The sequence below is a fragment of the Shewanella inventionis genome (assembly GCF_019931735.1).
Taxonomy (GTDB): Bacteria; Pseudomonadota; Gammaproteobacteria; order Enterobacterales; family Shewanellaceae; genus Shewanella; species Shewanella inventionis.
On sequence record NZ_CP082926.1, the window covers coordinates 2,318,070 to 2,340,394 of the forward strand.

General features: G+C 43.8%; 20 protein-coding genes and 1 tRNA gene. 10 read left to right on the forward strand and 11 right to left on the reverse strand.

All coding sequences use genetic code 11. The features are described 5' to 3' along the window. Positions 1-51: 51 nt before the first annotated feature. From xthA to K8B83_RS10410, 10 genes are all read right to left on the reverse strand, one after another. Entirely contained in the window at positions 52-858 is an 807-nt protein-coding gene (gene xthA / locus K8B83_RS10365) for an exodeoxyribonuclease III (RefSeq protein ID WP_188737408.1), read from the reverse strand. Next, positions 858-1,157, reverse strand: a complete 300-nt coding sequence (locus K8B83_RS10370) for a YciI family protein (RefSeq protein WP_188737410.1) — start codon at positions 1,155-1,157, stop codon at positions 858-860. The genes xthA and K8B83_RS10370 overlap by 1 nt, the downstream gene beginning before the upstream one ends. Positions 1,158-1,192: 35 nt before the next feature. Next, entirely contained in the window at positions 1,193-1,744 is a 552-nt protein-coding gene (locus K8B83_RS10375) for a septation protein A (RefSeq protein ID WP_223419942.1), read from the reverse strand. Positions 1,745-1,847: 103 nt separating this feature from the next. Next, complete coding sequence (locus tag K8B83_RS10380; RefSeq protein ID WP_223419944.1) at positions 1,848-2,750, reverse strand: substrate-binding periplasmic protein; 903 nt, start codon at positions 2,748-2,750, stop codon at positions 1,848-1,850. A 103-nt stretch (positions 2,751-2,853) separates the two neighbouring features. After that, positions 2,854-3,657 carry a tryptophan synthase subunit alpha gene (trpA, locus tag K8B83_RS10385; protein WP_188737414.1) on the reverse strand — a complete coding sequence of 268 codons (804 nt, stop codon included), beginning with the start codon at positions 3,655-3,657 and terminating at the stop codon, positions 2,854-2,856. Then, the gene (gene trpB / locus K8B83_RS10390) at positions 3,650-4,861 is read right to left on the reverse strand and encodes a tryptophan synthase subunit beta (protein WP_188737415.1); all 1,212 of its coding nucleotides are present in this window, start codon (positions 4,859-4,861) and stop codon (positions 3,650-3,652) included. The genes trpA and trpB overlap by 8 nt, the downstream gene beginning before the upstream one ends. 56 nt (positions 4,862-4,917) lie before the next feature. Beyond that, complete coding sequence (gene trpCF, locus K8B83_RS10395) at positions 4,918-6,321, reverse strand: bifunctional indole-3-glycerol-phosphate synthase TrpC/phosphoribosylanthranilate isomerase TrpF (protein WP_188737418.1); 1,404 nt, start codon at positions 6,319-6,321, stop codon at positions 4,918-4,920. Next, positions 6,314-7,357, reverse strand: a complete 1,044-nt coding sequence (gene trpD / locus K8B83_RS10400; protein WP_283104346.1) for an anthranilate phosphoribosyltransferase — start codon at positions 7,355-7,357, stop codon at positions 6,314-6,316. The genes trpCF and trpD overlap by 8 nt, the downstream gene beginning before the upstream one ends. Then, positions 7,357-7,959: an aminodeoxychorismate/anthranilate synthase component II gene (locus tag K8B83_RS10405; protein WP_188737645.1), complete on the reverse strand. Its 603-nt coding sequence runs from the start codon at positions 7,957-7,959 to the stop codon at positions 7,357-7,359. The genes trpD and K8B83_RS10405 overlap by 1 nt, the downstream gene beginning before the upstream one ends. A gap of 29 nt (positions 7,960-7,988) precedes the next feature. Continuing rightward, a complete protein-coding gene (locus K8B83_RS10410; RefSeq protein WP_188737420.1) occupies positions 7,989-9,545 on the reverse strand; it encodes an anthranilate synthase component 1 in 1,557 nt (518 codons plus the stop codon). 449 nt (positions 9,546-9,994) lie between these two features. On the opposite strand from K8B83_RS10410, the gene rnm reads away from it, so the two are divergent. The 4 genes from rnm to scpB all read left to right on the forward strand — a co-directional run bounded on the left by rnm (position 9,995) and on the right by scpB (position 13,043). Further along, positions 9,995-10,855 (forward strand): RNase RNM, encoded by an 861-nt coding sequence (gene rnm, locus K8B83_RS10415; protein ID WP_188737422.1) that lies wholly within the window; start codon positions 9,995-9,997, stop codon positions 10,853-10,855. Then, complete coding sequence (locus K8B83_RS10420; protein ID WP_188737425.1) at positions 10,852-11,472, forward strand: L-threonylcarbamoyladenylate synthase; 621 nt, start codon at positions 10,852-10,854, stop codon at positions 11,470-11,472. Before rnm ends, K8B83_RS10420 begins: the two co-directional genes overlap by 4 nt. Positions 11,473-11,505: 33 nt before the next feature. Beyond that, on the forward strand, positions 11,506-12,294 hold the full coding sequence (locus K8B83_RS10425) for a segregation and condensation protein A (RefSeq protein ID WP_188737427.1): 789 nt from the start codon (positions 11,506-11,508) through the stop codon (positions 12,292-12,294). A 71-nt stretch (positions 12,295-12,365) separates the two neighbouring features. Next, positions 12,366-13,043 carry an SMC-Scp complex subunit ScpB gene (gene scpB / locus K8B83_RS10430; protein WP_188737430.1) on the forward strand — a complete coding sequence of 226 codons (678 nt, stop codon included), beginning with the start codon at positions 12,366-12,368 and terminating at the stop codon, positions 13,041-13,043. Between the two features lie 166 nt (positions 13,044-13,209). Here scpB and K8B83_RS10435 read toward each other — a convergent pair whose 3' ends face one another. Continuing rightward, on the reverse strand, positions 13,210-14,133 hold the full coding sequence (locus K8B83_RS10435) for a LysR family transcriptional regulator (protein ID WP_188737431.1): 924 nt from the start codon (positions 14,131-14,133) through the stop codon (positions 13,210-13,212). Between the two features lie 186 nt (positions 14,134-14,319). Here K8B83_RS10435 and K8B83_RS10440 point away from each other — a divergent pair, with 186 nt between their 5' ends. The 6 genes from K8B83_RS10440 (at position 14,320) to K8B83_RS10465 (ending at position 22,300) form a co-directional block, all read left to right on the forward strand. Then, complete coding sequence (locus tag K8B83_RS10440) at positions 14,320-15,399, forward strand: efflux RND transporter periplasmic adaptor subunit (protein ID WP_188737434.1); 1,080 nt, start codon at positions 14,320-14,322, stop codon at positions 15,397-15,399. Between the two features lie 3 nt (positions 15,400-15,402). Then, positions 15,403-18,486, forward strand: coding sequence for an efflux RND transporter permease subunit (locus K8B83_RS10445; RefSeq protein WP_188737436.1), 3,084 nt, complete (start codon positions 15,403-15,405; stop codon positions 18,484-18,486). 200 nt (positions 18,487-18,686) lie between these two features. Continuing rightward, a complete protein-coding gene (rluB, locus tag K8B83_RS10450) occupies positions 18,687-19,559 on the forward strand; it encodes a 23S rRNA pseudouridine(2605) synthase RluB (RefSeq protein WP_188737438.1) in 873 nt (290 codons plus the stop codon). Between the two features lie 189 nt (positions 19,560-19,748). Beyond that, a complete protein-coding gene (locus K8B83_RS10455; RefSeq protein ID WP_188737440.1) occupies positions 19,749-20,078 on the forward strand; it encodes a hypothetical protein in 330 nt (109 codons plus the stop codon). Between the two features lie 239 nt (positions 20,079-20,317). Further along, positions 20,318-20,403: transfer RNA gene (locus tag K8B83_RS10460), tRNA-Leu, on the forward strand. Between the two features lie 535 nt (positions 20,404-20,938). Further along, positions 20,939-22,300: a DUF4397 domain-containing protein gene (locus tag K8B83_RS10465; RefSeq protein WP_188737442.1), complete on the forward strand. Its 1,362-nt coding sequence runs from the start codon at positions 20,939-20,941 to the stop codon at positions 22,298-22,300. Positions 22,301-22,325 lie beyond the last annotated feature (25 nt).

The window sequence follows — 22,325 nt, forward strand, 5'->3', positions numbered from 1 at the left end:
ACACCGATATTGGCGTAGCATTGTATACATCATTCACGAGTTAACTAAGGCTTAACTTAACGTGGTCCAAATAGGCGCATGATCAGACGGTTTGTCGATACCGCGTAAATCATAATCAACATCAGACTCAAGCAAGCGAGATACCAAAGATTGGGTCACTAAAATGACATCAATACGAAGCCCTCGGTTATCATCAAAGCCTTTACTGCGATAATCAAACCACGAATAACGCTCAGTGCGACTTGGGTGCAAGTGACGAAAACTGTCAATAAAGCCCCATTGTTGCAGGCGCGCTAACCATTCACGCTCTTCTGGCTGAAAACTGCATTTGCCGGTTTTTAACCAACGTTTTGCATTGACATCGCCTATGCCGATGTCTAAATCGGTGGGTGAAATATTAATATCACCAATAATTGCGATGTCTTCGTCTGCTTGATGGTGCTTTTCAAGATGCAGCATCAAATCTTGATAAAACTTACGTTTAGCAGGGTATTTTGTTTCATGGTTAATATTTTCGCCTTGTGGGAAATAACCATTGAATACGGTTAATATACGGCCATTATCTTGCTTGAACTGACCAATGATTAAGCGGCGCTGGGCCTCTTCATCGTCGGTATCAAACCCTTTAATAATGCTAATCGGCTCTGCTTTTGACAACATGGCAACGCCATAGTGGGCTTTGCCACCATGGTAATGTACTTTGTAACCCATTGCTTCAACGTCGGCGACAGGAAACGCTTCGTCGTGGACCTTGGTTTCTTGCAGGCCAATAATGTCAGGTGAGTGGCTGTCGATAAGCGCTTGCAATTGATGCAAGCGTGCGCGTAAACCATTAATGTTAAAAGAAACAATCTTCATTAAGGCAATACTCGTTTAAATGGCTTAACGATCACGCTTTTATAAACACCTGCACCAATATATGGGTCAACATCGGCCCATGCTTGCGCTGCTTCTAAAGAGGGGAAATCAGCCACCACTAATGAACCGGTAAAGCCTGCTTCACCTGGATTTTCGTTGTCTATTGCTGGGTGTGGTCCTGCAGTTAGCAAGCGGCCTTCGTCGGCTAATGCCTGTAGACGCGCTAAATGCTCTGCACGCACTGATAAACGTTTTTCTAGGCTATTTTCTACGTCTTGAGATGAAATCATGTACCACATATTGACGGCTTCCTTTTTGAAATTCGAATGGATGATCATTGACCATCATCTGGTTTAGTTGGGTCATCTTGCATATGTTTATAAAGATAAACAACGGTTATTACAGTGTTGATTAGGGTTAGGGCTGTAAGGCCAAACACTTTGAAATTAACCCAGGTTTCAAGCGGTAAACTAAAAGCAATATAAATATTAGCGAGTCCACATAATATAAAAAAACTGACCCAATACCATGTGACCTGGGTCCAAATTTTGTCGTCGACTTTCATTTCTTTGCCTAACATGCTTTTAAGCGCAGGTTTTCCCATGACTTGTGACACAATTAACCCTATTGCAAACAATGCATAAACAATGGTGACTTTCCATTTAATAAAGGCGTCATCATGAAAAAACAGGGTGAGTGAACCAAACACTGTGACCATTGCAAATGTTGCTAAGTGCATTTTTTCTATGTGTTTATACAATAGGTAAGTGACAACTAATTGAATGGCGGTTGCCACGATTAACACACCGGTTGCGGTGTAAATATCATAAAATTTGTAAACAGCAAAAAAGATCACTAAGGGTAAAAAATCTAACAGTTGCTTCATAAATATCTCAGACAGAATGGGTTTAAAAAACCACAGTTGTGGTTTATCCAACGATACAATTAAGGGGTGATTGTACATGAGCTTAGTAGGTTTATGAACCGTATTAGCTGCTTGGAATGTGTTTAGGTTCTAGGGTTAGCCACATTGGCTTTTCGTCGAGTAGTGCAGCGGTTTTTTTTGATAAGTTTGGGTTGTGTAGTGTGATTTCTATTCGTTTATCTAATTGTGATTTCTCAATCATATTTTTGGTGATTGGGTGATGGTAAAATAGCTGATCAAAACTGCCATCTGCAATTGATTTTCTTAGTCCATATTCAATACGCTGCGCGAGAGGGGCGTTGTCTTTTCGAACAAAAAAATAAATAGGTGCTGGGTATTTCAGTAAAAACTTTTTCTCTAACACAAGGTCTGGATAGCGAGCTAAGTCTCGCCATGGTTCATGTATTGACCGTGGGTAATAGTCAAAACGTCCTTTTAGCAACATGTCGATAAGATGTTGATCGTTGCCCCTAACAACGTTAAAACCGTTGCTGTTCAGTATGTCGACATCGGGCCAATCAGCACCTTGGCCTATTAAGGTTTTTTTGATTTGCGCCAAGTCCATTTGTTGAAATTTATCGTGATCGTTTTTGCGAATAAGCCCAATGCGATAACTCATTAGCCCTTTGAGCAATGGGATATATATGGCTTGTAGCTGCTGCTCTCTTTCTATGCTTGTCATTGTCCATACAACATCAATCATATTATTGTCGGCAACCATTTTAAGGGCACGCCCTTGATTCATTTCAATCATGACAGCATTTAATTGATAGTCACCATATTGATCGCGACTGTTTTCTAAGGCGAGCTTAAGTAAGGAAATAAAGTAAGCTTGTTTGGGATTTATACCACCAATGGCAGCATTGTAATTGATAGTGGTTATTGGGGGAGGGCTAACCTCATGCGCATAAACACGGCACATTAAACATGCTAAAGAAAGCGTTAAAATTTTTATCAACCAATTCATCAGCTCACCTCCATGTCCATGTTATAGATTAGTATGGTTGAATATAGTAAATAAAAAAAGGAGCAAACTATTTGCTCCTTTTTATAGTGAGATAAAATACATCTTAAGTTGCAGCTTTCATCTCAGTTGTAAATGCTGCAAGCTTAGCCAAAAGTGTGGCTTCGTCATGTTGGTGCGCTTCAATTATTTTAACCACTGCCGACCCTGAAATTGCCCCAGCTGCGCCTGCGCTAATAGCTGCACGCACTTGCTCTGGTTCTGCAATACCAAAACCCAGTAATGGTGGTGGCGCATTAAACTCAGTAAGTTGAGCTAATATTTTTTCAATCGGTTGGCCCGCTTTTGATTCGGTGCCCGTAACACCAGCACGCGAGAGTAGGTAAGTATAACCTTGGCCATGCTCACTGACTAACTTTAAGGTATCGGCATCGGCATTAGGCGGTGCAATAAAAATCGGCGCAATACCGTGAGCTTTAGCTGCCTGACTAAAAGGGGCTGACTCTTCAACCGGCACATCGGCAATTAATACAGAATCAACACCAGCTGCTTGGGCTTTGGCGTAGAATGCATCAATACCATTAGCAAACACTAGGTTAGCGTACAGTAATAATCCTATCGGTAAATCAGGATGTTGCGCACGAACTTTTGTGATGAGCTCAAAGCAATCACTGGGAGTGGTGCCTGCAGCTAATGCGCGTAAATTGGCACCTTGAATAACCGGGCCGTCTGCGAGCGGGTCTGAAAACGGAAAACCTAATTCAAGTGCGTCTGCACCGTTATCTACCAAGGTTTGAATAATTTTTAACGACAGCTCTAGGCCTGGATCGCCAATGGTCACAAAGGGAACAAAGGCACCTTTTTGTTGTGCTTTAAGGGCTGCAAATGTTGTTTGATAACGGTTACTCATTGCCGCTCTCCTGTTGCTCTTTTTTGGCTGCAAATATGTCTGATACGGTGAAAATGTCTTTGTCACCACGGCCTGATAAGTTAACCACTAATATGGTTTCTTTGGTGGCTTCTTTGGCTAACTTAACGGCGTAGGCTAGCGCATGGGCAGACTCTAATGCGGGGATAATCCCTTCGCTTCGAGCTAGCTCTTGGAACATGTCTAATGCTTCATCATCGGTTGCAGACTCATAACGAGCACGGCCAATGGCATTTAAATGTGCATGCTGTGGGCCAACAGAGGGGAAATCAAGCCCAGCTGACACTGAGTATGACTCTTCAATTTGCCCTGCGCTGTCTTGCATTAGCGGTGACTTCATGCCAAAGAAAATACCGGTTTTACCGTGTTTAAGCGGCGCGCCATGCATTGGGGTGTCGATACCTTTACCGGCAGGTTCAACGCCAATTAATTCAACTGATGGCTCATCGATAAAGTCGGCAAACATGCCTATGGCGTTTGAACCACCACCCACACAAGCGATCACGGCATCAGGCAAGCGGCCTTCTTTTTCAAGTATTTGCTTTTTAGTTTCAGCGCCAATCATACGCTGGAACTCACGCACAATTGTTGGGAAAGGGTGAGGCCCTGCGGCTGTACCTAATAAATAATGCGCTTTGTCGTAACTTGCAGACCAGTCGCGCATGGCTTCGTTACAGGCATCTTTTAGGGTGGATGAACCCGAGGTCACTGGGATCACTTCTGCGCCCATCAACTTCATGCGGAACACGTTTGGTGACTGACGCTCAACGTCTTTTGCGCCCATATACACTTTACATTTTAAGCCTAAAAGTGCACAGGCTAGGGCGGTGGCAACACCGTGTTGCCCTGCACCGGTTTCGGCAATAATTTCTTTTTTACCCATGCGTTTAGCAAGTAAAGCCTGGCCTAATACCTGGTTGGTTTTATGTGCACCGCCGTGGAGTAAATCTTCACGTTTTAGGTAAATTTTTACCATCGGGTTTGGACTTAAGTTACGGGTTAGGGTTAATGCTGTTGGGCGGCCCGCGTAATTTTTTAATAAATCGTTAAATTCAGCATGAAAACTTTCATCTTGTTGTGCATCAATAAAAGCCGCTTCAAGTTGCTTTAATGCTGGTACTAAAATTTGTGGTACGTACATACCACCGTATTCGCCGAAATAAGGGTTAAGCTTGAGCTCGGTCATAAATGTTCCCTTTGTATAATCGTGTTATCGCTAAAAAATGTTTTGTAAACAATAAACTAGTTACGTCGCAATTGGGTAAAGGCGGCAATCAGTTTTTGATGATCTTTATGACCAGGTGCTGATTCTACCCCAGAGTTAATATCTACCCCATAAAAGCCTTGCTGACTGGCTCGATACACATTGTCTGGCGTTAAACCGCCAGCCAACATGGCATCGGCTTTATTGTCGATATTTGCTTGCCAATTAAAGGTTTGGCCTGTGCCGCCAAATTGCTCGGCTGATTTGCTGTCGTATAAATACTTGTCAGCCCCTGTTGGTTTGTGCGCCACTTCACCTGTTTGGCTATCGATTGCAACGGCTTTCCAAATTTGTGTGCTGAGCTGTTTTTGCGTGAGTAATGCGCGCAGGGCATCAATTTCAAGTTCGGTTTCATTGCCGTGTAATTGCACCGCAAATAGCTTTAGCGACTGGGCAAGGTTTGCTATTACGTCAGGCTGTTCATTAACAAACACGCCGACCATGTTGAGGGCGATGTGTTGTTGCTGCATTTGGGCAATAAGTTCTGCTGCTTTTTCTGCGCTAACGGCTCTTGGCGACTTAGGGTGGAAAATCAATCCACCAAAAACCGCGCCGGCTTTTGCTACCGCGGCAATGTCGTCAATGCGAGTTAACCCGCACACTTTATTATTGCCGTAAATCAATTGCCGACAGGCTAAATCGATATCGGCTTGCGCCATGATAGAACTGCCAACAAGATAACCGTGTACCAGCGGATTTAAACGGCGAGTTTGCTGATGGGTATAAATACCTGACTCACTAATGACCACGCGATCTGCAGGAATAAGCGGCGCTAAACGTTCTGTGGTGGCTAAGTCGGTGCTCAAGTCACGCAAGTTTCGGTTGTTAATGCCAATAATCGGGGCGTTGAGTGCAATGGCACGATGCAATTCAGGCTCATTACTGACTTCGGTTAAGGTATCAAGTTGATATTTAGCCGCTTCGTTAGCTAGTTGGCGATATTGGTCATCATCAAGCACTGATAGCATTAATAAAATGGCATCGGCCCCTTGGTGAGCAGCCAGTTTTACTTGGTATGGGTCTACAAAAAAGTCTTTACAGATAATGGGTTGAGTTACTCTGGCGCGCACACGAGGAATGTAGTCCATGTCGCCTTGAAAGAACGCTTCGTCGGTGAGTACCGAAATCCCAGCTGCGTATTGCGTGTAAATGTCGGCAATGGCTTCAACATTAAAATCTGCGCGAATAAGGCCTTTTGAGGGACTGGCCTTTTTACATTCTAAAATATACTGTGCGTTGGGCGCTTTTAAGGCATTGTATAGGCTGCGATCAGATATCTTAGGTTGTAAACTGGCTTCAGGAAAGCGCAGTTTCAGGGCCGCAATATGGGCAACTTTGGTATCAACGATGCGCGTTAATACGTTACTTTCAGGGTTACTCATTGGTTTCTCCAGCTTGGCTTGCCGCGGCTAAATCAGTTAAAAGTGTATAGGCTTTGCCTGTTGCTAAGGTGGTTAAGGCTAACTGTGTGCCTTGCGCTACTGAGTCGCAAATACCGCTCACATATAAGGCACACCCTGCATTGATGGCAACGGCGTCACGGTGAGCAGTCTGGCCTTGGCCTTGTAAAATCGCCTGAGTTATCAGTGCATTGTCACTTGGTTCGCCGCCCGTAAGTGCATTAATATCAGCGCGGGTTACCCCAAGGTCTTCAGGAGTGAGCTGGTATGTACGTACAAGACCGTCTTTTAGTTCTGCAACGTGGGTAATATCGTGCAGAGCCACTTCATCTAGGCCGCTACCATACACCACCATGGCGCGTTTTACACCAAGGGCATTAAGCACTTGAGCTATCGGTTCTATTAACTCGAGTTTGTACACGCCAAGCAGCATTGCTTCAGGCTTAGCTGGATTGATTAATGGCCCAAGCACATTGAAAATGGTGCGGGTTTTTAATGCCGCTCTTACAGGTACTGCATGTTTTACACCGCCATGGTAATGGGGGGCAAATAAAAAGCATAACCCGAGTTTATCTAAGCATTGGCTTGCGGCTTCAGGCGTCATGGTTAGGGCGATACCGCAATGAGATAATAAGTCAGACGAGCCCGATTTGCTCGACACGCTGCGGTTGCCATGTTTGGCCACTTTAGCGCCAGCAGCTGCAGCTACAAAGGCCGCGGTGGTTGAAATATTAATAGTGTTATAGCCATCGCCACCCGTGCCGACAATATCGATAATACCGCTTTCAATCGATGCCGCTGAGCGAGGGAAAGGCTTGGCGGCTTGTCTTAACGCATCAGCAGCACCGGCTATTTCGTCAATGGTTTCGCCGCGCATTTTTAACGCGACTAGCATTCCTGCCATGGTGGCCGGTTCCATTTCGCCTGTAATGATGTGGCTAAATAATTGGGCGGTTTGTTCGCGATTAAGTGGTTGGCCTTGATAAAGGATGTCGAATAAAGGTTGTAAGTTTGCCATTATGCGCCTCCATTTACTGTGTTGTCTTGAGTTAAATAGGCCAATGTTTGGGTCAGTAATTGACTGCCTAAAGTGGTTAGTATTGATTCTGGATGAAACTGAAACCCTATGGCTTGATGCTGTGGGTGTAGCAGTGCCATTGGCATGTCGTCGGTGGTGGCTATCACTTCAAGGCAATCGGGTACACGGGTGGCTACTAGGCTGTGGTAGCGGGCAACTGGCAGCGGCGAGGGTAAATTTGCAAATACGCCTGTGCCATTATGAATGGTTGGGCTGGCTTTGCCATGAACTACAAATGGTGCGCGCTCTACTTTGCCACCGTAATACTCGGCCAGCGCTTGATGACCTAAACAAATACCTAATATGGGCACTTTGCCTGCAACTTTACCGATTAATTCCATCATGCAGCCCGCTTCGTGCGGGGCACCTGGGCCTGGTGATAATACCAACGCCGCTTTACTGGTTTCGTTAATCAGTTTATCTGCTAAATAGTCGGCGCTTACATCGTTACGGTAAATTAATACTTCACAACCTAAACTGCGAAATTGATCTACGAGGTTGTATGTAAATGAGTCGAAATTGTCGAGTAAGTATAATTTCATTTTGCTGCTCGGTTGTGCGGTCGTGTTGCTCATAGTCCACCTCCCATTTTGATGGCAGAAATCACTGCCTGGGCTTTTTGACGGGTTTCATCTGCTTCGGCTTGGGGATCTGAGTCAAATACCACTCCGGCACCGGCCTGAATATAAGCAACGTCATTTTTAACAAAGGCTGAGCGGATAACAATACAGGTGTCCATGTCGCCTAAACCGTTAACATAACCCACAGCCCCGCCATAACTGCCACGACGGGCTTGTTCAGCTTCGCGCACTAATTGAGATGCACGTACCTTTGGCGCACCGACTAATGTGCCCATGTTCATACAGGCCTGGTAAGCATGCAATGCATCTAAGTCCAGACGTAATTGGCCGGTGACTCGACTGACTAAATGCATCACGTGGGAGTAACGGTCTACTTTAAGTAATTCAGCCACTTTACGACTGCCACTTTGGCTAATACGGGCAATGTCGTTACGGGCCAAGTCGACCAACATTAAATGCTCAGATAGCTCTTTTTTATCTAAACGCAGCTCAAGTTCAATGCGGCTGTCCAAATCAAAGTCGATTTCACCCTGGGCATTTTTTCCGCGCTTGCGGGTACCAGCAATTGGATACACTTCGACTTGATTGCTGGCCGCGTCGTATTTCAAGGCGCTTTCTGGTGAGGCACCAAATAAGGTGAAATCTGGGCCGCGGAAATAAAACATGTATGGGCTTGGGTTGGTCAGTCTTAAGGCGCGGTATGCCCCTAATGTATTTGGGCAAGGTAAGCTGAAACAACGAGACGGCACAACCTGGAAAATATCGCCCGCGACAATGTGCTCTTTTAAATCCACGACTGTTTTTTTGAATTGCTCGTCGCTGATATTGACTTGTGCTTCTGCGTTAATTGGGGTTAGCGCCGCGACTTCGTTTAGTTGAGTGCATTTTTGGCTGACTTGAGCCACTTGAGTTTGTAACTGTGCTGTAATTGCAGGGTTTTGATTAAATTGATGACTCACGATATCGGCTTGCTTGGTTTGGTGGTCAATTAAAATCAAGGTTTCTGCAAGATAAAATAAGTAGTCAGGGCAATCGTTATTGGCATTAGGCGCTGCTGGTAATGGCTCAACTGTGTCAATTAGGTCATAAGCCAGTACACCACCTAAAAATAAGTCTTCAAACTTTACAGGGTTGTTTGTGTGAATGTGCTGCACAAACATACGTAAACCATCAAGCGGCGATGTCGACTTTAAACGTGCGTCTTCGTCTTGTAACTCGGTGGCTTTTTGTAAGGTGACGATTAATTGATTAGGTTGGTGTTGCAAGCTTGCGTGGCTAAAAAATGTGGCAATCGGCTCGAGTAAGCTGGCGCCGTTGTCGGTTAATGCACTAAACGTCAGTTGATAACCGTCACAGCGGATCATCATTGCAGCATGGGTTAATACGATGCTTTTAAGGTGATCTTTGCTTTCAACTTCTGCTGATTCTAGCAGCATGGTGTGCGGCGCGTTGTGTGTTACATGCTGATACAGATTGAGTGGATCTGTATGGTAGGTTAATGCATTTTTTTGCGTCGTAACCTGAGCGATTTGATATTGTGTTGTCACTATGCTGCCGCTCCTTGTGGATGTTTATTCATTGTTAAGTTCGCCTTGCTGCTGTTCAACCCTTCATATTTTTATGGGCTAAATAACAAGAAAGCCCACATCTCTGCGGGCTTTCTGGTAAAATCTTGTCTCTTAAAAATGAGCACAACGCTTCACACCACCCGTTAATTTGGGAAGTGCCACCACCAAGTAATGTGTAATGAAGCTAATGTATGTGTCATTGTTAATCGCTACGTTATGCTGCGTGTTTTGTGCCTATAGGAAAACCCAGCTGGGCCTTAATGTCAATTGAATATTTCTCAAAAATAGTCAAAAAATGCATATCACAACAAAGGCTGGTTATTTATTGCACTTAAATGGCAGCGAAACGCCAAAAATAGTTGTTATTAACTGATAATTATTCATTAATCCCAGCAGTATTTTTATTGGTATTCTTGTACAATAAACAAATGATTACAGACACTCTATTGGCCGATCTCCACAGCCACACAACCGCCTCAGACGGTCAACTGACACCAACGCAATTAATCGCTCGCGCTATTGAAAAGGGCGTTGAGATGTTTGCTATTACCGATCATGATACCGTGGGTGGCCTTGCTGAAGCGCATGTTGCTAACCTTGCACATGACACACCGTTAAGCTTAATTAACGGCTGTGAGATTTCGACTCGCTGGAACAGTTATGATATTCACATTGTTGGCCTCAATATTGACATAACCCACAGCGGATTATTAGATTTTTTAGCGCATCAACGACAACTGCGTGATATTCGAGCACAAGAAATCGGCGAACGACTTGCAAAAGCGGGTATTGACGGTGCGTACGAAGGCGCAAAAGCCATTGCGGGCGATGCGGCATTAAGCCGAGGCCATTATGCCCGTTGGTTAGCTGACAATGGTCATGCCAGTGATATGCCCAGTGTGTTTAAACGATTTTTAGCTCGTGGCAAAACCGGTTATGTGCCCAATAATTGGGGTGATATGGCCAGTGCTATTGCACACATTCATCAGGCGGGCGGCCTGGCAGTGTTAGCACACCCAAGCGGTTATAAGTTGTCTGTTAAGTGGCTCAAGCGTTTAGTGCGTGAGTATGCCGAGGCGGGTGGCGATGCAATGGAGGTGGTCTTAGGGCAGCAAACTCTCGACGATCGCAACAACCTTATTGCACTGAGTAAACAGAATAATCTGCTTGGATCTGTCGGCAGCGATTTTCATTTTCCTAGTAATTGGATTGAACTAGGCAAAAACTTATACCAACCCCAGGGTGTTGAATGGGTTTGGCAATCACAAAATTGGATGGAACGGACATGAGTCAATTTTTTTATATTCATGATGAAAACCCACAAGCACGGTTAATAAATCAAGCAGTGGCGATCCTTAAACAAGGTGGGGTGATTGTATATCCTACTGATTCAGGTTATGCATTAGGCTGTATGATTGGCGATAAAAATGCCATGACGCGGATGGTGCGTATTCGTCAGATTGAAAACGACACTAACTTTTCTTTGATGTGCCGGGATTTGTCTGAGTTGGCAAATTTTGCTCGAGTAGATAACCAAGCCTATCGTTTACTTAAAAGCTGCACTCCTGGGCCATACACCTTTATTTTTAAAGCGACAAAAGAAGTGCCGCGCCGTTTACAGTGCGATAAAAAACGCACTATTGGTATCCGTGTGCCAAACAACTTGATTGCATTAGCACTGCTTGAAGCGCTTGATGAGCCCATGATGAGCACCAGTTTGGTGATGCCAAACGAGCAGTTTGCTGAGTCAGATCCGGAGCATATTCGCGATATTTTAGAACATCAAGTTGACGGCATTATCCATGGCGGTTATTTGCCAGAAAAGCAAACCACGGTAATTGACATGTCAGAAGATGAAGTGGTTATTCTTCGTCGGGGTGCTGGCGATACCAGTGCATTTGAATAGGCCACTGTTCATTTTGAGTCTTAAAGGATAATCATGCAAGGCAGCCAACAAAGCCTTCCGTTAGCGGTGGTGCGTGGTCAAGCTATACAAAGCATGCCAGTTGATTTGTTTATTCCACCAGAGGCACTCGAGGTATTTTTAGAAACCTTTGAAGGGCCGCTGGATTTGCTGCTGTATTTAATTCGTAAACAAAAGCTTGATGTGGTTGATTTACCCATTCAGCAAATTACCCATCAATATTTGGCCTACATTGAAATTTTAACTGAAGCGCGTATTGAGTTAGCGGCAGATTACCTTGTGATGGCGGCCACCTTGGCGGAAATTAAGTCACGATTATTATTGCCTAAAATGGCTCATGAAGACGACGAGGAAGAAGATCCTCGAGTGGTATTGATAAGGCAATTAAAAGCCTACGAAGTCATTAAACAAGCGGCTGCCGATTTAGATGAATTACCACGAATTGATCGCGATGTATTTCAAGCCTCGGTAGCCGCAGCGCCAGGTATTAAACCTGTTGTGGTGCCGCCTGAAGTGTCTTTAGCAGATATTGCAAGGGCATTTGGCGAGGTGTTAAAACGTATTGATGCCAATGAAAATCACCACGTAAAGCGTGAGCAGTTATCAACGCGTGAGCGCATGAGCCAAATATTGTCTATGTTATCGAGCACTGATTATATCGGATTTGAACGTTTGTTTGACGTAAGTGAAGGCCGAGCGGGCGTTGTTGTGAGCTTTTTAGCGTTAATGGAATTGGTAAAAGAGTTGCTGGTGGAGCTGGTACAAAATGAGCCGTTTTCGCCTATTTATGTTAAAGCGTTTTAAATTTATCTTTATTTTATTTACCTTGTAGCTTGCTCAAGGTTGTTATCTATTTGCCTGCCGAGTCTTACGCCATGAATCAAATTAACGACATTCAACTTAAGCAACTTATTGAAGCCAGTTTATTTGTTTTAGGCAAACCGTTATCAGTTAAAGCCTTAAAAGAGACGGTGTTAGCCGATTTTAGCGTGTCACGCACGCGGATCCAGCAAACTCTTGATGAACTGCAACTAGATTATCAAGACCGGGGTGTGCAATTAGTTAAAGTAGCTAGTGGTTACCGTTTTCAAACTCAAGAACTCCTCAGTCCCTTTTTACAACCTTTATGGCAAGAAAAAGCCCCTAAATACTCACGTGCTACTATGGAAACCCTTGCCGTAATTGCATATCGCCAGCCGGTGACTCGTGGTGATATTGAGCAAATTCGTGGTGTTGCTATCAGTAGTCATATTGTTAAAAGTTTACTTGATCGCCACTGGATTAAAGCCGTTGGCCATAAAGAAGTGCCGGGTCGGCCAGCTTTATATGCAACAACTAGCCAGTTTTTAGATTATTTTGGGTTAAAAAAGTTGGCCGATTTGCCCGCGTTAACGGATATGGAATCGTTACACGCCTTATTCGATAAAGCCAGTATTGCCTTAGATGACGATGAGGACATAGACGAAGACAAGGTGGCGATTGAAAATAACAGCAGCCTTGATGTAAACGATAACATTATGATTGATAAAAATAAGCCAACGACGTTGAATTAATTTTCTGCCATCGTTGAGCAGCTTAAAGGGTCTTTGTTTTATACCAATCAGGATAAATAAGTGATTGGTAATTGCAGCGAGCTAGTTGTTCTATCTTTATAATGTTTAACGACGTGATAAGTGACGTTAACCAGTAACAATGATCACATTGTAGTGCCGATTACTATTATATCCACACTTGAGTATGTTGATCTGATTTTTCGTGAGGTTGCTCAGGGAGTTCATTGAGCATGTAGTCAAGTAAACGCTGAGCGGTGAGACTTAAAAATCGACGTGACGGATACACTAAAAACACCACACCCACATAGGGTTGGAGTTCATTAAACAAACGAATTAACCTGCCTTGCTCTACATCGTCATGACATAGCCCCTGTGGTAAATAACCAATACCGCGACCTAATCTTGTTGCTTCATATGCGAGTTGAATACTGTTAGTGCATAAATTGCCCGTAACGGCTTGCATAGCATCGTTGGCCAGTGGCACTTCGCTAAAGGTTTTACCATTAGGAAAGCGAAACAAAATTGAGTTGTGTTGTTCTATGTCCGTTATGGTGTTGGGTGTGCCCGCTTTGGCTAGGTAGTCTGGGCTGGCAAAAAAACACATCTCTTCGCTTAATATGGGTTTGGCGACCATATCCAGTTCGGTAAAGGTTTCGTTCACCATAAAAGCAATATCAATATTATTGCGAACCATATCTAAAGGTTCGGTGCTGGTGATAATCTCGATTGAAAGCTTAGGGTTTGCGTCCATGAAAGCAAATATCTTGCTTACAATGTTCATTATCTGCGGAACAGGAAACATTAAAATACGGATGTGACCGCTGAGTTCGGCTTTATTGTCGGTAATGTCGGCAATGGTTTGATCTAAATCAGCTAACATTAACAAGGTTTTTTCGTAAAAATGACTACCCGCAGAAGTCAATAATATCGAGCGACTTAAGCGATGAAACAACTTAATATTCAATGACTCTTCTAACGACAACAACCTGCGGCTGACGGTCGATTTTGGCAAGTTAAGTAAATTTGCAGCTTCCAGTATGCTGCCGGTTTCTACGATTCGGTGAAATAAAGCAATATCTTCGGTTTTCATTGATTAGGCTCTAGATTATTACGAACTTGTCAAACTCAAATTATGGGATTGATACTCCCAAACAAACCCATTTATTGCAACTGATAATCAGCGTATTGTTAGCGTACATTTGTCAATTTTTACCTCCTGCGGACTTATTATCATTATATTGATGTCCGTCGTGTAACTATCACCAAGGATTTTTCGATGAAACATCACTCAATGTTATGGTTAACATTGCTTGCTACTGTGCTTATTGCGGGTTGTTCTCAAGCAGAGAAACCTCCAGAGCAAGAAGTCATTCGTCCTGTTAAATTATATGAAGTGTCGGAGTCGGCGGCTAATCAAATACATAAGTTTCCTGCTAAAGTGACCGCCAATAGTCGTGCTGAATTGTCGTTTAGAGTATCTGGGCAATTAGTCAAACTTGATCTTGTTGAAGGGGAGCAGGTTAAAAAAGGCTTTTTATTAGCCATGCTAGATGACCGTGATGCCAAAAATAATTTGATGACGAGTGAAGCCAATTACGAGTTTTTGTCAGCAGAGTTTACCCGTAATCAAGCCATGTTTAGCCGTCAATTGATATCTCAGGCAGAATTTGACAGCAGCAAAGCACAGTTAAAAACCGCTAAAGCGGCCTTAGAAGCGGCCAAAGATCAGCTAAGTTATACTCGTCTTGAAGCGCCATTTAGCGGCACGATTGCTAAGCGCATGGTAGACAACCATCAAATTGTGCAAGCTAATCAAGGTATTTTAACGCTACAAAATAATCACCTACTTGATATCAGTATCCAGGTGCCTGAAGCCATAGTGGCAAAATATGCACAAAAAGTAACCCACTCTCTAAAAGCCAAAGTGCGTTTTAGTGCCATGAACGATAGAGAGTTTGACGCTCAATTTAAAGAGTACTCAACTCAAGTTACTCCTGGTACGCAGGCTTATGAGGTGGTGTTTTCATTAGAGCAACCTAAAGATGTGCAATTGTTGCCAGGCATGAGTGCTGAACTGGTTATTGTTCAAAGCGCGAATGATCATGGTGCCTTTACTGCCATTGTGCCAATCACCGCGGTTGATAAAGATGACAGTAACGGCATGGTGACTGTTTGGAAATTTGACGCGACAACAGGAGAGGTGAACCCGGTAGATGTCACTATTGGTCGAGTCAGTAATGAAGGGGTAGAGGTGTTAACCGGCTTAAATAAAGGTGATTTGATTGTGGCTGCTGGAATATCACAATTGGCTACAGGCATGAAAGTGAAACCTTTACGCTGGCAGCGAGGAGTATAAGCGATGAGTGTTGCGCAGTACTCTATTAATAATAAAGTCATTAGCTGGATGTTTACACTTTTGCTACTTATTGGCGGCAGTGTGGCATTTACAGGGCTTGGGCAATTGGAATTTCCTGAATTTACCATCAAGCAGGCGTTGGTTATTACCGCATACCCTGGCGCCTCACCTGAGCAAGTAGAAGAAGAGGTCACGCTACCGCTAGAAAATGCTCTACAGCAGTTAGATGGGGTGAAACACATCACCTCAATCAACAGTGCGGGATTATCACAAATTCAAGTTGAAATTAAAGACAGCTACGACAAGCAGCGTTTACCACAAGTGTGGGATGAAATGCGCCGCAAAGTCAGTGATACCCAAGGATCATTACCACCAGGTACTGGCACACCAAAAGTGATAGATGACTTTGGTGATGTGTTTGGTATTTTGCTTAATTTATCGGGTGATGATTTTAGTAATCGCGAGTTAAGCAATTATGCCGATTATTTACGTCGTGAATTGGTCCTCGTGCCTGGCGTTAAAAAAGTGTCTGTTGTGGGTAACATTACTGAGCAAGTTGTTATCGAAATATCGCAACAAAAACTGTCTGCCCTTGGGTTAGACCAAAATTACATTTATAGCCTGATCAACAACCAAAACGTGGTGTCTAATGCCGGTAGTATTGTAATAGGAGATAATCGAATTCGATTACACCCAACCGGTGAGTTTAGCTCTGTTAAAGAGTTATCGCGTCTGGTGGTGAGTTCGCCGGGCAGCACTGAGCTGATTTACTTAGGCGACATTGCTCGCATTGCCAAAGAGTTTGATGAAACCCCCAGCGTGATTTATCACAACCGTGGTCAGTTAGCTCTGAGCTTAGGGATATCATTTTCAAGCGGCGTCAATGTGGTTGAAGTTGGCGAAAGAGTCAGTGAGCGCCTGGTGCAACTTGAGTCTCAACGACCCATTGGTATGGCATTAGATACAGTTTATAACCAAAGCCATGAAGTTGATAAAACGGTTCAGGGTTTTTTAATTAACTTACTTGAATCGATAGCAATTGTTATTGCTGTGTTGTTGTTATTTATGGGCCTACGTTCAGGTTTATTAATGGGGCTTATCCTGTTACTGACCATTTTAGGTACTTTCATTATGATGAAAGTATTGGGAATTGAACTACAGCTTATCTCTTTAGGCGCGCTGATTATTGCGCTAGGGATGCTAGTCGATAATGCCATTGTGATCACCGAAGGGGTACTCATTGGTTTACAGCGTGGCAAAACGCGTTTAGAAGCCGCTAAACTTATCGTGTCGCAAACACAGTGGCCGCTTTTAGGGGCAACGGTTATTGCCATTATTGCCTTTGCGCCTATCGGATTATCACAAAATGCCGCTGGAGAGTTTTGCCGTTCGCTATTCCAGGTGTTAATGATTTCATTGTTCATTAGCTGGATTACGGCGATTACCTTAACGCCATTTTTTTGCAATGTGATGTTTAAAGATGCGAAACCCGGCGATGAAGAAACAGATCCTTATAAAGGGTGGTTATTTGTTGCTTATCGCGGCACATTATCAATTGCTCTGCGCTATCGCCTAGCATCTATTCTATTAGTGTTGGTTATGTTGGTGTCGGCCGTGGTGGGTTTTGGGCACATTAAAAATGTGTTTTTTCCGGCGTCAAACACACCCATTTTTTTCGTTGATGTATGGATGCCAGAAGGCACCGATATTAAAGCGACAGAGCGGTTTGTATCGCAAATAGAACAACAATTGATGCAAGAGGACCAGAAGAACAATACCGGCATGGTGCATTTGTCTAGTGTTATTGGGCAAGGCGCTCAACGGTTTGTGTTACCTTATCAGCCAGAAAAGGGCTATGCCGCATTTGCACAACTGATCATAGAGATGAAGGATTTAGAGGCCGTGAAAGCATACATGCCTCAAGTTGAACGCGACTTGGCGCAACATTTTCCGCAGGCTCAATATCGTTTAAAAATGATGGAAAATGGCCCGTCTCCAGCGGCTAAAATTCAAGCGCGTTTTTATGGTGAAGACCCTGAAATATTGCGTGCATTAGCGACCCAGGCTAAAGCAATTTTTAATGCTGAGCCTGCAATGGATGGTGTTCGTCATGATTGGCGTAACCAAGTACCGGTGATCCGCCCGCAATTACTCAATGCTCAAGCGCGTGAGACCGGGATCAGCAAGCAAGATTTAGACAACGCCTTACTGCTCAATTTTAGCGGTAAACAAATTGGTTTATATCGCGAAACCAGTCATTTATTACCCATAGTGGCAAGAGCACCAGCCGAAGAGCGTTTACAGGCTGATAGCTTATGGAAAATGCAGATTTGGAGCACAGAAAACAATACCTTTGTCCCTGCAACACAGGTTGTCAGTGAGTTTACTACTGAGTGGGAAAACCCATTAGTAATGCGCCGCGACAGGATCCGCATGTTAGCTGTGCTTGGCGATCCTAAGTTGGGCTCTAACGAAACGGCAGACTCTGTGCACCGTAAAGTAAAAGCACAAGTAGAAGCCATCGAACTACCCGCCGGTTACCGTTTAGAGTGGGGCGGCGAGTATGAATCCGCTGGTGAAGCGCAAACGGCCGTGTTTAGCTCAATTCCACTGGGGTATTTGGCGATGTTTTTAATTACCGTATTATTGTTTAATTCGGTAAGGCAGCCTTTAGTGATTTGGTTTACCGTGCCACTTGCGGTGATTGGAGTCTCGGCAGGGTTATTGATATTTGATGCTCCATTTAGCTTTATGGCGCTGCTTGGTTTGCTCAGTTTATCTGGCATGGTGATTAAAAACGGTATTGTATTGGTTGAACAAATCAACCTTGAACTTGATGATGGCGCCGCGCCAACGAATGCACTTGTGCACTCATGCGTTAGCCGTGTACGCCCTGTGATGATGGCTGCAATTACCACTATGCTGGGGATGATACCGCTGATAAGTGATGCCTTTTTTGGCTCAATGGCGATTACCATTATCTTTGGTTTAGGCTTTGCGTCATTACTCACTTTGGTTGTATTGCCCGTGATGTACAGCTTATTGTTTAACATTCGATTTGAGCGCCAAGACTTTGCCCGAGGCTGATCTTGTCGATAATGAGTGATTAATCTGCCGAGGTATTCACTTGCCTCGGCGGTTTTTTTTGCTCGTTTGTTACATTCAGCGTATAATATTGTCACTTTTCTAATTGTATGCGTCAGTGGCGGGTACAATCCTAAAAAGACAATAAAGCAAAAGTAATTAACTATTTGCTTTTTATAGAATTTCTTAAAGAGTCCCCGCTAATGAGTGAAAAATTGCAGAAAGTCTTGGCCCGTGCAGGCCATGGCTCCCGTCGTGAGATGGAGGCATGGATTGCTGCAGGCCGAGTTAGTGTAGACGGTGAAATTGCCGGTTTAGGTGATCGTGTAGAGGCTGATGCCAAAATACGCATTGACGGTCGTGCAGTTTCATTAAAGTCAGCTGACGATATTGTGTGTCGTGTGCTGGCTTACCATAAACCAGAAGGTGAAATTTGTTCTCGCAAAGATCCTGAAGGCAGAACAACTGTGTTTGAACGCTTACCTAAAGTGCGTGATGCCCGTTGGGTGGCCGTTGGCCGTTTAGACATCAATACATCAGGTTTATTGCTATTTACCTGTGACGGTGAATTAGCCAATCGTTTGATGCATCCATCTAATGAAGTTGAACGTGAATACGCGGTGCGTACTTTTGGTGAAGTACCAGAAGCGGCAGTGCAGCGCTTGCGTACAGGTGTAACCTTAGAAGATGGTCCAGCGCAATTTGATACCATTAAAGCCGCTGGTGGTGAAGGTATTAACCAGTGGTGGCATGTGACCCTACGTGAAGGACGTAACCGTGAAGTGCGTCGTTTGTGGGAATCACAAGACGTGCAAGTAAGCCGTTTGATCCGTGTGCGTTACGGCCAAGTTGAGCTTCCAAAAACGTTACCTCGCGGTGGCTGGATTGAATTGCCTATTGAGCAAGTCAATTATTTGCGTCAACTTGCCGGCCTTGAACCAGAAACTCGTTCACTGCTTGGTACTGACAAACACAGTGTTGCCCGTTCTAAAGTAAAAAGTGCTAAAATCCGCCGCGCTGTTCGTAAGCATAAAGTGGGTTCAAACCACGGAAAACCTACACGTCAACGTGACTAATCACTTGATGTCGATATTTTTTAAAAGGTCACGAAAGTGGCCTTTTTTATTGGCTAATAATGAGAGATTAAATCTCTGTAATCCCACTTGTTTAAAGCCTAAACTCAGATATGATCGGAACCATTAATTTAGGTTTTACCGTATAGCTTCTGTATGAGGCTAGGGTATTGTTGAGAGTGATTAGACAAGATGAAAAAACTGTTTGCTGGTTTGTTAGTAACATTAGTTGTAGGTTGTGCATCAGCACCGAATTGGGAAGGGATGTCTGAGCGCGAAATTAGCCAATGGAAATCAATTGGTTTTGATGCCACTCAGGCTCAAAACTGGCGAGTGCGTGGTTTTGATGCAACCGAGGCAAACGGGTGGGTTCAAGCTAACTTTAGTTTAGATACCGCAACGATTTGGGCAAAAGAATCGTTTAACGTTGAAGAAGCGCAGGTATGGTCGGAAGCAGGCTTTGATATTGAAGATGCAGTGACTAATCGCAGTAAAGGGCTCACACCCGTTAGAGCAAATTAATGGTATGAGGTTTTTTAAGCGTGACCTTGTTGTTAACTCACTCACTTTGTTCTAATTTAAAACAAATTGACGAATTTTAAAGCGTTCAGTTAGCTCGAGATAATATTTTTGTTGCTTGGCCTAAAAAAATCAGTAAAGTATGCACCAAGTTAAACGGGACGCGAAAAACGACCTAGTTTAACCCGCTAAAACACTGAATTTAGTGCATTGATATTTGATATCAAAACACGAAAAGTTTTGCCCGAGTGGTGGAATCGGTAGACACAAGGGATTTAAAATCCCTCGCTGAATAAGCGTGCCAGTTCAAGTCTGGCCTCGGGTACCATTATAATCTCTAGTAATAGAGAGTGGTGTAAAAAAGCCTCAACATTAGTTGGGGCTTTTTTATATCTGTAATTTGGGTCTTATCGTTAGCTTTAACGTTTAAAGTTCAATTTCTAAGTCCCTCGGGTTCTGGTAGAACAGCAAGCGTGCCACTCTTCGTTACGAGAATAGTCTGGCCTCGGGTACCATTCTTATAGTAAGAAATTACATACGCAAGTATTGTGTAAAATAGCCTCAACATTAATTAGTTGGGGCTTTTTTATATCTGTAATTTTGGTTTTATCTTTAGTTTTAACGTTTAAAGTTCAATATCTAAGCCCCTCGTGCTCTGGTAGAACAGCAAGCGTGCCACTGTTCGTTACGAGAATAGTCTGGCCTCGGGTACCATTAATTACTAAGTTCCTTGCGCTTAGATTTAACATTAGTCGTCGAGGTTTATCAAAACCATTGCAGTAAAAAGTTGCTGATATTTTGAACCGATAAAAAATTCAAGCCGTATAGCAATTCGTCATAACATTATATGAGGAGTTACTAACATGAAACGGATTTACCCAATTGCAGTGTGTTTATCGCTGATCGGTTTAACAGCTTGTTCTGACGATGATGACAAAGTGGTCACCGAGCCTATGATGAATTACTCCCAATTAAGAGTGATTCATGCTGGTAGTGATGCCCCTATGGTCAATGTATCTATTGATGGTAACCAAGTACTTTCTGGTGTCGATTATGCGATGTCCAGTGGTTTACTTGAGGTGACATCAGCATCATACGACATCGATGTAGATGCCATTTTAGCTGATGGTACAACGTTGACTGTACTTAACACTTCCTTAATGGCAGAGCCGGATATGGAATATACGGCCATTGCACTGGGGAAAGTGGCTGATGAGACGTTATCATTAAAACTTGTCAGTAATCCGGTTGCTGACATTGCAGCTGGTTATGCCAGAGTGCAAGTACTGCATGCCGCGCCTTCAGTTGACCTTGTTGATGTATATGTTACCGCGCCTGGTGATGATATTAGCGCGGCCAGCCCTACGGTTTCTGCAAATTACATGCATGTCAGTACTCAGTTAGAAGTGCCCGCAGGGGATTATCAAGTGCGCATTACGGCATCAGGTTTGAAAGATGTTGTTTATGACTCAGGCACGATAGCATTAAGTGACATGACGGATTACTTTATCAGTGCGATCCCCAATACGTGGTCTGGTGACGCCCCAGTGGCACTGCATGTTGCGCTTGCTGATGCTGAAGTGATTGTAAATGATGTTAATAGTGGCAGCGATATAAGAGTCGTTCATGCTGTGGCTGATGCACCGGCGGTTGATGTGTTTCTTGATGACGCCACAGAGCCTGCTGTAGATATGTTGTCATTTGGCAATGCAACAAATTATGTCAATGTCTTTGAAGGTTCACACACTGTGACTGTAGCCGCAGACGCTGACAATGATGTTGTCGTTATTGATGCTGCATCGGTGTCACTCGCATTAGCTAAAAGCTACAGTGTGCTTGCCGTTGGCTCATTAACAGATAATGCCATCGAACCTCTTGTTTTAGATGAGCTGACTCGCCGAGTTGCTACTGAGGCGAAACTATCGGTTGTTCATGCTGCTTATTCAGCGCCTGAAGTTGATGTTTATTTAACAGACACCGCAGACATTACAGACGCTACACCTGTGTTATCTAGCGTACCTTTTAAAGCATCATCTGGCAGCCTTAGTGTAACCCCTGGTACTTATAACATTAGTGTGACTGTAGCTGGCACTAAAACAGTTGCAATTGGGCCTTTAGAGGTCACATTAGACGCGAGTGGCGTCTATGCTGTTGCTGCTGTCGATAATGTGGGTGGCGGAGCTCCATTTGGTGTGATTTTATTGGATGATTTTACTGCGATGTAACATTTATCAAGATGGTCTTTGAAAA

What these genes read in the sequence shown, in the direction of transcription:
- trpA (WP_188737414.1), bottom strand. Translation starts at nt 3,657, where the DNA reads ATGAGTAACCGTTATCAAACAACATTTGCAGCCCTTAAAGCACAACAA.
- K8B83_RS10445 (WP_188737436.1), top strand. Translation starts at nt 15,403, where the DNA reads ATGAGTGTTGCGCAGTACTCTATTAATAATAAAGTCATTAGCTGGATG.
- trpB (WP_188737415.1), bottom strand. Translation starts at nt 4,861, where the DNA reads ATGACCGAGCTCAAGCTTAACCCTTATTTCGGCGAATACGGTGGTATG.
- xthA (WP_188737408.1), bottom strand. Translation starts at nt 858, where the DNA reads ATGAAGATTGTTTCTTTTAACATTAATGGTTTACGCGCACGCTTGCAT.
- K8B83_RS10405 (WP_188737645.1), bottom strand. Translation starts at nt 7,959, where the DNA reads ATGAAATTATACTTACTCGACAATTTCGACTCATTTACATACAACCTC.
- K8B83_RS10465 (WP_188737442.1), top strand. Translation starts at nt 20,939, where the DNA reads ATGAAACGGATTTACCCAATTGCAGTGTGTTTATCGCTGATCGGTTTA.
- rluB (WP_188737438.1), top strand. Translation starts at nt 18,687, where the DNA reads ATGAGTGAAAAATTGCAGAAAGTCTTGGCCCGTGCAGGCCATGGCTCC.
- K8B83_RS10380 (WP_223419944.1), bottom strand. Translation starts at nt 2,750, where the DNA reads ATGAATTGGTTGATAAAAATTTTAACGCTTTCTTTAGCATGTTTAATG.
- K8B83_RS10435 (WP_188737431.1), bottom strand. Translation starts at nt 14,133, where the DNA reads ATGAAAACCGAAGATATTGCTTTATTTCACCGAATCGTAGAAACCGGC.
- trpCF (WP_188737418.1), bottom strand. Translation starts at nt 6,321, where the DNA reads ATGAGTAACCCTGAAAGTAACGTATTAACGCGCATCGTTGATACCAAA.
- K8B83_RS10375 (WP_223419942.1), bottom strand. Translation starts at nt 1,744, where the DNA reads ATGAAGCAACTGTTAGATTTTTTACCCTTAGTGATCTTTTTTGCTGTT.
- K8B83_RS10370 (WP_188737410.1), bottom strand. Translation starts at nt 1,157, where the DNA reads ATGTGGTACATGATTTCATCTCAAGACGTAGAAAATAGCCTAGAAAAA.
- K8B83_RS10455 (WP_188737440.1), top strand. Translation starts at nt 19,749, where the DNA reads ATGAAAAAACTGTTTGCTGGTTTGTTAGTAACATTAGTTGTAGGTTGT.
- K8B83_RS10425 (WP_188737427.1), top strand. Translation starts at nt 11,506, where the DNA reads ATGCAAGGCAGCCAACAAAGCCTTCCGTTAGCGGTGGTGCGTGGTCAA.
- K8B83_RS10440 (WP_188737434.1), top strand. Translation starts at nt 14,320, where the DNA reads ATGAAACATCACTCAATGTTATGGTTAACATTGCTTGCTACTGTGCTT.
- scpB (WP_188737430.1), top strand. Translation starts at nt 12,366, where the DNA reads ATGAATCAAATTAACGACATTCAACTTAAGCAACTTATTGAAGCCAGT.
- rnm (WP_188737422.1), top strand. Translation starts at nt 9,995, where the DNA reads ATGATTACAGACACTCTATTGGCCGATCTCCACAGCCACACAACCGCC.
- K8B83_RS10420 (WP_188737425.1), top strand. Translation starts at nt 10,852, where the DNA reads ATGAGTCAATTTTTTTATATTCATGATGAAAACCCACAAGCACGGTTA.
- trpD (WP_283104346.1), bottom strand. Translation starts at nt 7,357, where the DNA reads ATGGCAAACTTACAACCTTTATTCGACATCCTTTATCAAGGCCAACCA.